This is a genomic window from Bacillus sp. OV166, from assembly GCF_900177675.1.
GTDB lineage: Bacteria > Bacillota > Bacilli > Bacillales > Cytobacillaceae > Neobacillus.
Window position 1 is genome coordinate 3,927,563 of sequence record NZ_FXWM01000001.1, and the last position, 13,265, is coordinate 3,940,827.

Consider the following 13,265-nt stretch of genomic DNA (forward strand, 5'->3'; position numbering starts at 1 on the left):
TCATACATAAATAAAGAAATCCGACGCAGTTACCGCACAGGAGTAATAATTAATTGCTCTTTTTGTAAAACTAACTAAAAAAGGAGGTTTTTGAATTGAAGAGGATAATTTCCTTTGCTTTCTTAGGAATACTAACCACTGTTTTCGCTTTAAATATTCAATTCGTAAATGCAGCACAAAATCAGGAGCCTTGGAGCAAGTACCCAGATAACTCCGCCAAAAGTTTTAATGACGTTAATTCGTTTTATATGTCGCTTGATAGAAAGCAATATACTGAATTTGAAAATGCAAAGCTGAATATCCGAGAAAAAACTTATTTTAAGGACATTAATAGTGTTCTTTCTCGTGCGGATCAATATGGGAAATCCAGGGTCGGCGGAGATGGTTATCACCCAAATAGACAAGTTTATGTTTTTATGACGATTTCTCCAGAGGGGAAAAGGTGGCAGGCTATTTTTGACGCGGAATTAGGAAGAAAAATTGCCGAAGGACGCGAACATCAATGAGTGGAAAAAGCAACTCTATAAATAGGGTTGCTTTTCTGTTCTTATTTAATTAAGAAAACTCTCGTTAAAGTGGAAACTATGCTGGAGGACCCATTAAATATATAGCAAACGAAACCAAAATACTTATCAATAAGCTTATAGCATTTAAAACGATTGATATTATAGATAGTAATCGTTTTTTATTTATCGATAAAATTGAGTAAATTAAGCCGAACGCAAAAAGTATAACCAAGAAAATATAAAAGAAATCAGGTTCGAAGTTATATGCATTCAATAGAAAGATTGCATTTACCACGATAAGTAAAACCACTATAAGATAATATCGTTTCATTTCCTTCCACCTTTAAAGTCTGACTATGGCTTAAAGTGCCCCGTTGTTTATTAAGCTATCCTGCCCGTTAGTGCAATAAAAAAGCCTCCATTTATGACAGCTGGATCTTCAACTCTAGCACCCGTTAGTTGAAGAAAAATTTTTATTTACACACCAAAAATTTTATCTATTACTACTTGGTTTTCGTGACCATCTAATATAGTCGGTAAATCCTCATCAATTCTGTTGTAAACAATATAATCATAGACTCTTTCTAAAAATGGATAAAATGCTGGATAATAAGCATTAGCTTCGTCTGTTAGATGGACAGGACCTTTTCTTTGTTCAACATTTATTACCTCTAGTTGTTCATTTGCCTTTCCAAACAACAGTGTTTTATCATTACTTAAACTTATTGTACCTATACTTCCAAATATCTTTAAGTTAGAACCAAATCCGTGATTAATCCCTGATAAGAGTTGAAGAGAAAAAGTAGTATTACATTTCATCTTTCCGTGAATAAAAAACGCATCATCTGCATCTCTATATTCTCCTGCTCCCATTGGAACGTGAGTATATACTAAGCCGTTTACATTTTCAATTTCCTCCGATGTTAGCCATCTCAAACAATCTATCATATGTGTACCTAATGCACCTAGCATTCCTCCAAATTTCCGTTTTTCACCCATCCAACCTCTTTTGTTTGAAATAAGATGTTGGTATTGCGGGCTTGAAATATGGTATTCGAGATGAATTAGCTTCCCAATAGCATTGTTAAAGATTAATTCCTTGATTTTCTGACGTATCGAAAAATACCGCCATTCAAAATCTATAATAACCTTTGCATTATTTTGTTTTGAAAGCTCTAATAACTCGTTAGATTCTTTACTATCCTTTGTAAAAGGTTTTTCACATACAACATTTATTCCTCTTTGTAATGCGTATTTCACCATTTCAAAGTGATAAATTGGTATTGAACTCACAAATAATAGTTCAAGTTCCTCCTTATACAACATATCCATCCAATTTTGATAATGAGCAGGAGGATTTTCCCCACTTAATAATTCTTCAGGTAATTGATGACGCTTCATAGTGCTAACAGCAGTAATTTTCATCAAAGGATGTATTTTAATGATAGGGGCTTGAACTTTTAAACCGAAACCGCCTCCAATTATTCCAACTCTCATATATAAACCTCCTATTTATACTGATGAATTTACTTCTCTTTTTCACTACAAGAATCCTCTGTTAAGTTTTTCAGAAGTTTATTGTAACTTACCATTACTTGTTAAACTAACGTTGCAATATATACAGTATCAGCAACAAAATATTGATATGATGCACCTTTAATCATTGTTTATATGTAATCGTAGAATAGGCGTTTAAGGACTTGACTTGGAGCCTCTGTGGGTACGATTTGTCTTGAAAGGCTGAAGCAGTTGTTTCATCAGGCAAACGAGCCTATCATACCCACCTCTCCAAGTAAAGTCCTATCGTTGTTTACGTTGAAAACTATAATTACTAACTGAAGATAATAAGTAAACAAAGATAAAAAAGGGCTGTTTTTGTTTCGTTATTTACGATGAATACGGTCAAAAATCATACTGTATATATCTGCCCCTTTAGTTCAATAAGAAAAAGCTGTCTCGATGACAGCTCTGCTCTTGAACTCAAGCACCCGTTACTTTATGTATAATTCGTCACAAACTTCTGAACAGATCACTTTTTTCAAACGGAACTTAGTGGAATAGCGTTTCATATATCACCAGGCTAAAACGGATAAAATAATACCTGTTATTCCAAGTAATATCGATAGTGTTCCATTTTTATCGTCTTTTTGTTTGATTTGCTTTACTCCTATTATAGTATTAATGCATCCAATAAAGAGTATTCCATATTTAGCTACATCATTATTATTCGTGATTACAGAGTAAGCCGCTATAACAAGTGTCGCAATAAATAATAAAAATCCCCATAGTTTATTCAAACCACGTCCCCCTAATAAAAATTTTATTTCTAAATTTTAACTTATTAAAAGGTATGCTTCTTCGTTCATATCTATCCGTTCGTACATAAAAAAGGATTGCGGAAACAACCCAATGATCAACTAACGCACCCGTTAGCTCAATATGCACAAAAATGTTAATTACTATTTCAGATAAATAAACATTATAAATAATCAACAAACGTTCCTATCTTTGCATACCCATAAACCTTTATGGAATTACTTAATATTTCACCTGGTACACGAATTTCTTGAAGGATTTTTAATAATTGATTTTTTATTTCTTCATTATCAAAACTAATTTCCAACCATTCAATTGTTTTGTAGTCTCCATCTAATTTGAAATGATGAAACCATTCCCCATCCCAAAGACTTATATAACCTTTTTCAATATCTTTTGTTCGCCACAAATTCTTTTCTGGGAAGTCTGACATTGTTTGCCAAATTTCATCCCACTTGGTACAGTTCATTAATCGTTGGTATCCAGTAAAATCCATATATTAACCTCTCCTGATTTTACTTTACATTATTAATTCCATATTAAAAATTGTATTCCTTCTTCCACTAACCTGCCAGTTAGTGACATAAGAAAAAGCTGCCAACAGCAGCTCCCATAACATCATTTAAGCACCACAGTTCGAAAAGGTAGGATTACAATTGGTCAAGATTACCTAAGAATCCCAATTAAAAAGCCTTTTGTCAATTCTTCATCTATAACTTAATTATCCCGTAATTCCCTAAGTAATTGGAAAATCTGTCCCCTATGATGTGATTCGTGCTCTACCAAATGATAAACAACCCATTCAGGGGTTACTTCATATTGTTCAAGTACCCGAGGTTTTCGCCAATCGTTTAAGTCCATTGAACGAAAGTAGGTAAGAAATACTTCACGAACTTTTTTTAGGCGGTAAAAATGTTGTTCTAAACTTTCTCCCTCAAAGTGAGTTAAATTACTCTCAGTTCGACTTTCTAACGGAAATAATGAGCTAATTTCCGGATCCCAATCGGTTCCAAGCACTTCCACATATAACCAATCTGCCTCGACTAATGCAATGTGATACAAAAGAGTCCCAATTGAATGTCTTTGACCTATTTTTCTGTCTAGGAAGCTTTGGCTCATTCCTGTTAATTCAGTTATAAGAGTACGACGAACATCCTCTAAACACCATAACCACCGGCCAATTTCTGCTTCATATCCTGTTAATGAAGATACAAGTAACGATTTTTTATTCAATTATTCATCCTCCTCTTAAAGTACTAACATTCTACTAAAAGTTAACTCTTCCTCCTTTTTTAAAATTCCCATTCATCTTTTTAATGGATAGAATTATTTTACTCTTTAGCTAACCTGCTACGTTAGTTCAAGAAAAGAGTTGCCGCAGCAATCTTTGTGTAAGAACTCTTGCACCCATTAGTTACTTAAAAAAGTCAAACATTGCCCTTTGTGGGTTTTATAATTTCTAGAAATGATATAGATTTACCTATTTTTTTAAATTCTTTATGTAGGAAAGCATCTACAATTAATCGCTTTAAATCAATATCTTCAGTTGTTGCAAGTATTGCTGGAAATGGTTTTACTTTAGCAAGTTCTGTTAGATATTCTTTTCCCAATTGATGAACTCCATCATTGAAATATTGATATATTTTTTCAAATTCATATCCTTTCCAAAACATTATATCTAATAGGAGATATCGATCCTTTACCATATTTTGTAAACCATACAGTATAATTGGTATCAAAGAATTTAGATATGATCTATATTCAGAAATAATGCCTTCAAAATAGGTACCAGAAATTGAAGTTGTACTGATTTTCAACTGGATATAAATATGATTTATTTCCTCCACATAACCATATCTATAACCAAATCGTTTTTTATTTTCTTCATACAAAACTTCTAGCTGTTCAATAGGATTTATAAAGATGTGTATTGGCGACTGTTTATATTGGTTTATGTGTTTATCTTTAATCGTTTTAATCTTATCTATTAATATATCTAAAAGCTTATATCTTCTTTCAGCATATAAATTTAAATCTCTAATCTTGATATCAAACGGTATAAGTTCGTCTTTTTCGGGATTATTGCTATATAGATATACATAATAATCGCCGTCTAAGCTATTTTTAGCTACCCAACTCGCATAAAATTTTTCTCCATTATTGCTAGGTGCACCATCTAAGCTTGTTAAATTTACAGGATGTGTACTAAATACTGCACGAATGTGTTTAAAATAATTATAATCGCTTACTTTAGTTTGATTGAAAATTGTTCGGTCATTTGCTAAGGGTAGATCTTTATCCTTATTTATTCCTTCAATAACTCTAAATAATTGATTAATTGATTCAACCATAACATCTATCGTAATAATATATTGCATTAAATTTAAGGTATCTAAATGGTTATATCCAAAACCTTTGGGGTCTACATTAATTAAAGGTAATCCATCAGCAGCTAATGTAATCCAATCCATAGCAGAACAAATTATATTCCAATGATTTTTCCCTTTTACATTTTTGAATTTCTCACTAAAAAACCCTATGTATACTTCCTTACGGAATAATGAAATTAGTTCAGAATCTATCTTAATACTCAATTTTTTTAACCTCCTTCTTAATTAAAGGCTCTTTTCGCAAACATTGTGGTTTTTAACAAGTTTTATAAACAAAAGACATTGAAGGTGATGCAGGAGCTGGAGATGCTGGCAGTATCTTGCAATACGCAATGTAGGTTGGTGTTCGGTTAATGGAAAAGGAAATAATAGTTGGCAAAGAACGTGTTGTTGTTCACGACTTTAATTTTGTTGGTCAACCTTCTTGGGAGAAAGCTGAGTTAATATTAAGAAATCTTCCGAATGGTCTATTCTAGCATCAAAGGACATAAATAAGGAATTGCCAAAGTCAACTAATAATCCTGACAATTATTTACAAACTGTTCCATTTACAATGGTTGTTACTAGTAATCCAGGTGGTACTGGTATTATTGAAACAAACTTTCTTGTAGAAGGAGCTTCTTATTTCTAATGGATAGAGATTAGTTTAATAAGGAAAGGCTATTGGTTTTAAGGATGCTGTAGGACCGGTAATTTGGTATTTGAACCTAATCAAATTTAGACAGGTAATGTCGCGATACTATAAATTAGTACGTGATAAGACAAAATGATTCAGTGAAATTTTTAGGCTTTGGGAAACCCAAGGTCTTTTTTAATTTCTAAAAACAACAAAATATACGAAAAGTGCCTAATTAAAAATTCCTTGAAATGCAATATTATTCATTTTCCCTTAATATATAAAAATCCTTCTTCAACAAACCTGCTCCTTTAGTTCAATAAGAAATGCCGCCAGAGTTGGCAGCCAGTGTTAAACATCAAGTGTCAGTTAGTTAATAAATTTAATATAATCATTAACAAGATGGATATTGATAAGAAGACAGCAAAAAAATACCCAAAATATTTTAATGGTTTTGGTAACTTTTTTACTGCATCCTTGCTAACATTTGCAGCATTTCCTTCTATCTTTTTTATGTGGTCTATTACATCATTAAATGGTTTATTTTCTTCTTTCATACAACCAACCTTTTACCATATTTTAACATATAAATTTATTATATTATTGTATTTAATTGTAAATTCTTATTGAACTAACCTGCTCCTTTTGCTTAATAAGGAAAAGAGCCGCAGCAGCGACTCCATAATCTTTCTAATAATTGTTTAACTCCCTTTCATAACAATCCAGAGCAACAACTAAACTTTCCATTACCCTCCCTTTTTTGATTTCTATTGTATATTCATAATCACACACTCTACCAGAAACCCTTTCTTCCCCTTCAGGGTCAAAAAATATGTTCATAATTGCCTACAGTTTAAGCATTTCAAATATTAGTGAAAGGTCATTAAATTTTTTTTCAAAGACTATAGGATGGTCATCCTTTTCTCTAAACTTAACAAGCACGTAAACACCTCCAATTTTGTTCTATTATCCCCACATTTTATAACACATAAAAGAGCCTTTCTTGTAGAAGAGCCCGTAAAAAGATAGTTACTATTGTTACTTTGTTTTGTTCTCATCATTCAAATCAGGACTTATGTTCTTTATTTTACAAAACTGCCAAAGAAAATTAACAGTTGGAAATAATCCGTACTAATCCACGACAGTCACTCCGACAACATCCTCGAATGCAATACGCTCAAACTCTCCCGGCTTTACTTCAACGCGTAGCCGATGCGTAATAGGATCGACATAATGAATGCGGACAGTAACATCCATAATAAAACCGTCAGCCCATACGTTAAGCTTTACGGCTTGATTCGATTCCATTGCGTAACATATACGCTGGTCGAACTCCTCCATTTGATATTGGTCTAATAGCGGCCGTTCTTGCCGTTCCTGGTCCTTAAACATTTCACGCTGCATCTCGAATGCTAACGGTAAGAATGACGCAGGTTGCCATTTTAGTTTTCCTCTATCGCGTATTGTCATAACAAAACAACTCCTCGTTACCATTATAAACGAACGAATGTTCTATTTGTAGACAAAAAGAAAAAGACCACAAAAAGCGGTCTTCTTCAATTAAAGCACCCGTTAGCGGAGGAAAAACTAAATTCTTTTATATAAATACCTTGTCTATTTCCTTCCTATCGTAATCTAAAATCCAATCGTTGTATCCTTCATAAATATTTCTAATTGATTCGGGCGATGTCGCTAATAAATCACAACCTCTGTCATCGTAAACGTGTAAGATAGTTTTCTTATTGATATTAATGAAGTAAACTCTATGGAAAATACTCGGTTTCAACCCCAAGTCTTGATTGCAAATTGCTTTTAGCAATGGGACGTATTTAAAATCAGATGTTTTGCAGCAAAGAGAAAATCTATGAGTTTTATATGTACCTTCTTCATCATCCTCTGGGAATATATAAGGTATTGCTTGGTGTTTCAGCCTTAACAATAATGATTTTTCAACATAGCGAGAAAAGTTCTTTAACTGATGTCTAATGTTTTTGCCCCTATCAAAATCATTTACATCCATCACGACAAAAATATCATCCATAGGAGAATGTAAAGCTTCAAATAACGTAATTGCCCTTTTATAACATCCCAGTACATAAGGGTTGTTGGGGTAGTCATATTCCCTTTTCCACTCCACTCCTAGTTCAAACCGTATACCAATATCCCAACAATAAAACAAGGGTGGTCTAAGTTCTAAGTTTGGAAAATTCTCATTCATAAAATTGTTTAAAAGCATTTTGCACCTCTTTTCTTACCATCATTATATCATCGCTCTTGAACTATCCTGCCACGTTAGTGGAACAAGAAAAGCTGTCAAAATAACAGCATTCTTAAAACTCAACATTTTAATTGTTTATTTAAAATCATTAGAAACTTTTCTCTACCTTTATTACTTCGCATAATCCTTTTAGTACGATAGTTGCTCTGTAAGTAACGCCTGATGTGTTTATTAGTAAAAAATAATCTGTGGTATTTCTCATCTTCGTATATTACTTTAAACCAACCTTGTGTTCGCAATATATCAATATTCTTATCAATCTTTCTTGTATCAAGGCTGCCATCGCTAACAACAATGGCTTCAAGAAATTCTCCTAGTAGTGAGAATAAAAAGTTTAGCATTTAATCAGCACACTCCATTAATATCACATCAATTAATTATTCATATCCTTCTTTAACTAACCTGCCCCGTTAGTATAAGCTCAAAGAAATAAATTAACTACGTTATGAAGGAGAAGAAAACCGAATTATCAATATCAACTATTTAGTACACTATAAAAAATAAAGAAATCAATGCAAAGTATTATGATGCCACCGATAAAGAAAATAGTCTTATTAAACCAATAAGGCATACGTAGATCTAATTTTTCCTCTGACAAATCGAAATTTCTCATTTGTGATTCTCTCAATTTCTCTATACTTTTTCGATAATTCTGATGAGCTTCTGGTGTATATCGATACGAAAGATACAAAATAAATAGACCAAGGATTCCAATTAATATCCCAAATAAAATATGCCAAATCAAACCTAATCCCTCCTTACTTCCTCCAACTTGAAATGATTTATATGTACATTACTAAATAATCTTTTTGTTATATATATTGCATCAGGTAATTTTATCCTGAATCTCTCTTCAACTAAACTGCACCGTTAGTGGAACACGCAAAAAAGCTGCCGATGCAGCCACTGATCTTAAAATCTTGCACCCGTTAGCTTAACAAGCAAAAACATTCTAATTGATACTGTCTACTGTATTTCTTATGTTTATGAAACTTTCAACGTTAGTAATACTAGGGTATTTTTCAATAAGTTCTTGTATAAAATCTTGTAACCCATTTTTCAACCCTTGTTTAAATCCGTCAAATCCGATCATATTTTTGTTATTTTGTGGAATTTTTTTTGATTGAGAAACTCTTACACCATCGTAATAAATTGTTCCTTTTTCCCAAGGGTGATTTTTACAGATTGCGAATGTAACCATATTGTCCTTCAAGGAAAAAATAAGACTCTTATCAATTCCTTCACCCTCAACAATTACTGTCTCTTGCTCCAATAATTTTTGGGGCACAAAGGGTAACTCCCAAAGAAAAGTATCAAGGTAACCTGCAAATCCCTCTCTTGTTATTGTGGAATTTCCCAATGGTCCCTGAGTTTCACGGTATTTATAGTTACTAAAAAACGATACACCGTCAATTAATATATCCAGTTTTCCCCAAAAATAAAAGAGATTGTAATCCTCCGTATCATAATCGGGTATGAATTTAAAGCTAATATCCGTAACCATATTTGAACCCCTTGTCTTTAATTGGTATTTGCCGAATTATATTGTTTCAATATAAATGCTATTCCACTAAACTGTCCCTTTACTTGAATAAGAAATAAGCGATCTCCTTTATTGAAGAATAGCACCCGTTACTTTAAGTATATTTTTTCACAATCTCTCCAAAGAAACCTGTTACTTGAACAAGGAAATCATTTAATTGTAAAACTCCATATGTATTTTTTCCTTTTTGTAATAATCCAGCCTGTCTTGTAAAGTACCTGAATGAAATTCAAACTTATGACCATCTGGGTCAGTAAAGTAAATAGACTTTTTATCTCTTTCGTCTCTTGGACGACCTGATAGGATGTTTATATTCAATTCCTTGAGTTTATGGTACATATTATCAAATTCTGCTTCTTCTATTGAAAAAGCTATGTGTGTGTATGATTGGCTAATTTCATTACGAGGAATATCTTTTTCTTCATTTAGAGCAAGCCAAAACCCATTTAAATCAAAATAGGCAGTGCTTCTACCCTTAACTAACAACTTTGCATCAAACACACTTTTATAAAACTCAATCGAATCCACTAAATTAGACACTGAAAATAAAAAATGATTAAGACCTTTTACTGACACCGTATCACCTCAAATTTTGACCTCTTAATATTCCCATCATACAAAGGAAATAAATCTTATTGAAGTATTCTGCCACGTTTGTTTAATAAAAACAGGGCCCGCAGCGATCCCTTCTTTTAACTATTGCATCCGTATGGTTATTTATTGCATTAATTTTTTTATTAAATTTTTTAACTCATCTTGATTTTCGCACTCTTTTTTTGGAATTATGTAAGCCCTTGTTGGATCTGGATACAAATAGAAATAGTCGCTATCTTCTTTGAACGAATAAATTGCGTTCCAGTTCATTTTTGTGTCATTATAAGGCGTTTTTTCAACTATGCCCTCATTAGAAAACTCAAATTCATAATGCGTAAACATTTTCTTTCTTGCATCATCACTTATATTTTTTTTCAAACGTTTAATGGCTGTTTTTATTGCATATTGTGGATAAAACAAGTACATTAAAATACTCACAACAAGAAAGATTATAAACAAAACAATATCAAATGAACCAGCACCAAGAAAAATAATAAAACTTACTATAAGTCCTATTACTATGAGTGATAATGACGTAAGGATTCGGTTTTTTTGAATTAGTTTTTTTACAATTTCTGAATTTCTTAAGTGAAATAAATTAAAATGGAGATAGTCTTCTTCTGTTAATTCGAAGTTTATTTTCAATAAAATCCATCCTTTCTTTTTCGATTACTTTAAGTCTCTTTACCAGACAATTAAGTTTTTGAACTCAAGCACCCGTTAGTTGAAGAAGGAATTTTATAAAAATCACTCCCGAACTTCAGTTACAGTAACCCCATCTAACTTTACATCAAAAGTTAGTGTGAGAGGACCCTCTGGTGGATTATGGGGACCTGTGTAAGTGTCATATTTAACCTTTATCGTAAAATCAAATTGACCAAATCCACCTGTTTTTCGTTTAACTTCTAAAATTTCTGCATTCCATAATCCATAACTGCGAGTGGGATACTTATCACTTATGGCTTTCTCCGCATAAGGGTCTAACAAAACTAATAAAGCATCATAAAAATCAGTATGTTTTTCTTCGACATTAGTATTAGTTTCTGCTAATACTTGGTTATTTGAATATGAGGGACAAGTAACAAAAATTGAGATAATAAATATGCCCAAAACAAATTGTTTCATAATGCACACCTCTTACAATTCTTTTGGTTTAACCTACCCTCATTAAGCCCTAAATATTGATAATCCTTCTTTCACTAACCTGCTTCTTTAGTGCAATAAGAAAAGCTGCCAAAATGACAGCTTGATCTGCAATTCTTGCACCCGTTAGTACAACAAGCATAACAAATCCATATATTCTCCCAAATAAAACATCCTTAGAGAAGTTGGTTTCTTGGGGTATTTTTATTTTAATCCTTCCTTTTCCATTAACTCTTTAAGAATTTCCATTTCAGAAATACTTAAAGCCTGTTTGAAAATAACAACCCAATCATCATTGGTATCAAAGTCTGGATACTTCTTAGGGTTCACTTTTTTATCCCGAACAAATTCAGTCATTTTACTGAGAGTTCTCACTATTTTCTCGTCTAAAATATACTGACGATTTTCCTTTTTAATTCTTTCAAATTCCTTGTCAAAATCATCATTATCATCATCCATCATCTTTTGAAATCGTTCAGGTGATAATCCAAGGGTAGCCGCTATCCCTTCGTCCTCTGCACCTAAAACAAACCCCTCTAGTGTCATTGCTTTTCTTTTCATAGTTCTAATTCCTGTTCATTAAGAATCATTACCTGTTATTTTATCATTTTCTTGTTGAACTAACCTGCCACGTTAGTGGAACAACACAAAAGGCTGCCGCAGCAGCCTTGCCTTACTCAACTCAAGCACCAGTTACTTTAATAAGGTTATTCCTCATATAACCAATCAAAATCATCGTGAAGAATATACTCTTGTTCCTCTAATGTTAAATAATAATCAGTACAAACAATATCTAATTCTTTATAATCAACACCATAATCAATACCTAAATAAATATGCTTTATAGTTTTATTTTCCTTCTCTTTAGCAGGTATCCTGTCAATTACTTTAGAGGTATTTAACACTGCTGAACGATAAAATTCACTCCACTCATCCCACTCAAAACTATACGGAATGCTTGCATTGATAACATTTTCAAATTTCAAAGTCCCTTTCTTTACACGATAGGTAAACCTACCTTGTCTCTCTATGCGAGATATAGGCTTTAAAATTTTGAATGTAATACTTTTTTTACGATGGTTAATACATAATTCCTCAATCACTGTATCGTATAATTCAAGGTCATCATTCCCCTTGTAATCTTCCATCAAATACACCACCATTTTCGTACTTTTTTAACTCTATTTCGTTATGGAAATTAATTATTCCTTCTTCAAGTAACGTGCTTCGTTACTTCAATAAGATATATTGTTTTTCTTTAGTGTTGAACGTATTTCGTAACCGAAATTACTAGGGAAAATTTCAACAAAGCCAATTTTACCTTCATAAACTTCGATTGTTCCTATCTCTTCAAAATCAAACCCTTCAAGTTTATCCTCGTTTTCTACATATTCATTAAGGTAAAATGAACCACAATCGGGATCGCCACATTCACATAGTCCTTTTATTCGAAGATTATCAACTTGATTTGACAAGTTAATTCTGCATTTACCGATAAAATAATCTTTAATTCTGTTTGCCAGGTGAGGTAAAACATCAATAAGCAACGGAAAATCCTCCATATTATCAACCCCTTTTTGGGACGCTTTTATGGCTATTTTAGCAGTTGTTCTTATTAAACTAAACTGCCCTTAAATACAGTATCAGCTACAAATCCTTGGACCGTTGCACCTTTTATATTTGTTTATATGTATCCATAGATAGGTGTTTAAGGACTTGACTTGGATCCTCTGTGGGCACGATTTGTCTTGAAAGACTGAAGCAGTTGTTTCATCAGGCGACCAGCCTATCATATCCACTTCTCCAAGTAAAGTCCTATGTTTGTGTACGTTGAATACGATAAATAATTACTGTAGATAATGCTTCCACAAAGATAAAT

General features: G+C 32.5%; 19 protein-coding genes. 2 read left to right on the forward strand and 17 right to left on the reverse strand.

Going from position 1 to position 13,265, the window contains the following annotated elements:
• The first annotated feature begins 95 nt into the window (after positions 1 to 95).
• Entirely contained in the window at positions 96 to 506 is a 411-nt protein-coding gene (locus tag CCK98_RS19150; protein ID WP_088088033.1) for a hypothetical protein, read from the forward strand.
• A gap of 477 nt (positions 507 to 983) precedes the next feature.
• Here the strand turns inward: CCK98_RS19150 and CCK98_RS19160 are convergent, their stop codons facing one another.
• The 5 genes from CCK98_RS19160 to CCK98_RS19185 form a co-directional block, all read right to left on the reverse strand.
• Positions 984 to 2,003 (reverse strand): Gfo/Idh/MocA family protein, encoded by a 1,020-nt coding sequence (locus CCK98_RS19160; RefSeq protein ID WP_088088035.1) that lies wholly within the window; start codon positions 2,001 to 2,003, stop codon positions 984 to 986.
• Between the two features lie 575 nt (positions 2,004 to 2,578).
• A complete protein-coding gene (locus CCK98_RS19165; RefSeq protein WP_088088036.1) occupies positions 2,579 to 2,803 on the reverse strand; it encodes a hypothetical protein in 225 nt (74 codons plus the stop codon).
• A gap of 182 nt (positions 2,804 to 2,985) precedes the next feature.
• Positions 2,986 to 3,318, reverse strand: a complete 333-nt coding sequence (locus tag CCK98_RS19175) for a DUF6678 family protein (RefSeq protein WP_088088038.1) — start codon at positions 3,316 to 3,318, stop codon at positions 2,986 to 2,988.
• Positions 3,319 to 3,539: 221 nt separating this feature from the next.
• Entirely contained in the window at positions 3,540 to 4,055 is a 516-nt protein-coding gene (locus CCK98_RS19180) for a DinB family protein (RefSeq protein ID WP_088088039.1), read from the reverse strand.
• A 194-nt stretch (positions 4,056 to 4,249) separates the two neighbouring features.
• Positions 4,250 to 5,416, reverse strand: coding sequence for a hypothetical protein (locus CCK98_RS19185; RefSeq protein WP_088088040.1), 1,167 nt, complete (start codon positions 5,414 to 5,416; stop codon positions 4,250 to 4,252).
• Positions 5,417 to 5,565: 149 nt separating this feature from the next.
• Here CCK98_RS19185 and CCK98_RS36435 point away from each other — a divergent pair, with 149 nt between their 5' ends.
• Positions 5,566 to 5,688, forward strand: coding sequence for a hypothetical protein (locus CCK98_RS36435; protein WP_256942405.1), 123 nt, complete (start codon positions 5,566 to 5,568; stop codon positions 5,686 to 5,688).
• Between the two features lie 505 nt (positions 5,689 to 6,193).
• On the opposite strand, the gene CCK98_RS19190 is transcribed toward CCK98_RS36435, so the two are convergent.
• The 12 genes from CCK98_RS19190 to CCK98_RS19245 form a co-directional block, all read right to left on the reverse strand.
• Entirely contained in the window at positions 6,194 to 6,385 is a 192-nt protein-coding gene (locus CCK98_RS19190) for an amino acid transporter (RefSeq protein ID WP_088088041.1), read from the reverse strand.
• Between the two features lie 574 nt (positions 6,386 to 6,959).
• Positions 6,960 to 7,298: a YolD-like family protein gene (locus CCK98_RS19195; protein ID WP_088088042.1), complete on the reverse strand. Its 339-nt coding sequence runs from the start codon at positions 7,296 to 7,298 to the stop codon at positions 6,960 to 6,962.
• A 127-nt stretch (positions 7,299 to 7,425) separates the two neighbouring features.
• Positions 7,426 to 8,046, reverse strand: coding sequence for a DUF3885 domain-containing protein (locus tag CCK98_RS19200; RefSeq protein WP_088090468.1), 621 nt, complete (start codon positions 8,044 to 8,046; stop codon positions 7,426 to 7,428).
• 119 nt (positions 8,047 to 8,165) lie between these two features.
• The gene (locus tag CCK98_RS19205; protein ID WP_088088043.1) at positions 8,166 to 8,447 is read right to left on the reverse strand and encodes a hypothetical protein; all 282 of its coding nucleotides are present in this window, start codon (positions 8,445 to 8,447) and stop codon (positions 8,166 to 8,168) included.
• A gap of 134 nt (positions 8,448 to 8,581) precedes the next feature.
• The gene (locus CCK98_RS19210; RefSeq protein WP_088088044.1) at positions 8,582 to 8,851 is read right to left on the reverse strand and encodes a hypothetical protein; all 270 of its coding nucleotides are present in this window, start codon (positions 8,849 to 8,851) and stop codon (positions 8,582 to 8,584) included.
• Positions 8,852 to 9,058: 207 nt separating this feature from the next.
• On the reverse strand, positions 9,059 to 9,610 hold the full coding sequence (locus tag CCK98_RS19215; RefSeq protein ID WP_088088045.1) for a hypothetical protein: 552 nt from the start codon (positions 9,608 to 9,610) through the stop codon (positions 9,059 to 9,061).
• A 192-nt stretch (positions 9,611 to 9,802) separates the two neighbouring features.
• On the reverse strand, positions 9,803 to 10,225 hold the full coding sequence (fosM, locus tag CCK98_RS19220) for a FosM family fosfomycin resistance protein (RefSeq protein ID WP_088088046.1): 423 nt from the start codon (positions 10,223 to 10,225) through the stop codon (positions 9,803 to 9,805).
• Positions 10,226 to 10,366: 141 nt separating this feature from the next.
• Positions 10,367 to 10,888 carry a YcxB family protein gene (locus tag CCK98_RS19225; protein ID WP_088088047.1) on the reverse strand — a complete coding sequence of 174 codons (522 nt, stop codon included), beginning with the start codon at positions 10,886 to 10,888 and terminating at the stop codon, positions 10,367 to 10,369.
• A 102-nt stretch (positions 10,889 to 10,990) separates the two neighbouring features.
• Entirely contained in the window at positions 10,991 to 11,368 is a 378-nt protein-coding gene (locus CCK98_RS19230; protein ID WP_088088048.1) for a DUF3888 domain-containing protein, read from the reverse strand.
• 222 nt (positions 11,369 to 11,590) lie between these two features.
• Entirely contained in the window at positions 11,591 to 11,947 is a 357-nt protein-coding gene (locus tag CCK98_RS19235) for a hypothetical protein (protein WP_088088049.1), read from the reverse strand.
• Between the two features lie 146 nt (positions 11,948 to 12,093).
• Positions 12,094 to 12,534 carry a hypothetical protein gene (locus CCK98_RS19240; RefSeq protein WP_088088050.1) on the reverse strand — a complete coding sequence of 147 codons (441 nt, stop codon included), beginning with the start codon at positions 12,532 to 12,534 and terminating at the stop codon, positions 12,094 to 12,096.
• An 87-nt stretch (positions 12,535 to 12,621) separates the two neighbouring features.
• Positions 12,622 to 12,948, reverse strand: a complete 327-nt coding sequence (locus CCK98_RS19245) for a hypothetical protein (protein ID WP_088088051.1) — start codon at positions 12,946 to 12,948, stop codon at positions 12,622 to 12,624.
• Positions 12,949 to 13,265: the final 317 nt, after the last annotated feature.

What these genes read in the sequence shown, in the direction of transcription:
- CCK98_RS19175 (WP_088088038.1), bottom strand. Translation starts at nt 3,318, where the DNA reads ATGGATTTTACTGGATACCAACGATTAATGAACTGTACCAAGTGGGAT.
- CCK98_RS19235 (WP_088088049.1), bottom strand. Translation starts at nt 11,947, where the DNA reads ATGAAAAGAAAAGCAATGACACTAGAGGGGTTTGTTTTAGGTGCAGAG.
- CCK98_RS19200 (WP_088090468.1), bottom strand. Translation starts at nt 8,046, where the DNA reads ATGAATGAGAATTTTCCAAACTTAGAACTTAGACCACCCTTGTTTTAT.
- CCK98_RS19240 (WP_088088050.1), bottom strand. Translation starts at nt 12,534, where the DNA reads ATGGAAGATTACAAGGGGAATGATGACCTTGAATTATACGATACAGTG.
- CCK98_RS19205 (WP_088088043.1), bottom strand. Translation starts at nt 8,447, where the DNA reads ATGCTAAACTTTTTATTCTCACTACTAGGAGAATTTCTTGAAGCCATT.
- CCK98_RS19190 (WP_088088041.1), bottom strand. Translation starts at nt 6,385, where the DNA reads ATGAAAGAAGAAAATAAACCATTTAATGATGTAATAGACCACATAAAA.
- CCK98_RS19160 (WP_088088035.1), bottom strand. Translation starts at nt 2,003, where the DNA reads ATGAGAGTTGGAATAATTGGAGGCGGTTTCGGTTTAAAAGTTCAAGCC.
- CCK98_RS19195 (WP_088088042.1), bottom strand. Translation starts at nt 7,298, where the DNA reads ATGACAATACGCGATAGAGGAAAACTAAAATGGCAACCTGCGTCATTC.
- CCK98_RS19215 (WP_088088045.1), bottom strand. Translation starts at nt 9,610, where the DNA reads ATGGTTACGGATATTAGCTTTAAATTCATACCCGATTATGATACGGAG.
- CCK98_RS19245 (WP_088088051.1), bottom strand. Translation starts at nt 12,948, where the DNA reads ATGGAGGATTTTCCGTTGCTTATTGATGTTTTACCTCACCTGGCAAAC.
- CCK98_RS36435 (WP_256942405.1), top strand. Translation starts at nt 5,566, where the DNA reads ATGGAAAAGGAAATAATAGTTGGCAAAGAACGTGTTGTTGTTCACGAC.
- CCK98_RS19230 (WP_088088048.1), bottom strand. Translation starts at nt 11,368, where the DNA reads ATGAAACAATTTGTTTTGGGCATATTTATTATCTCAATTTTTGTTACT.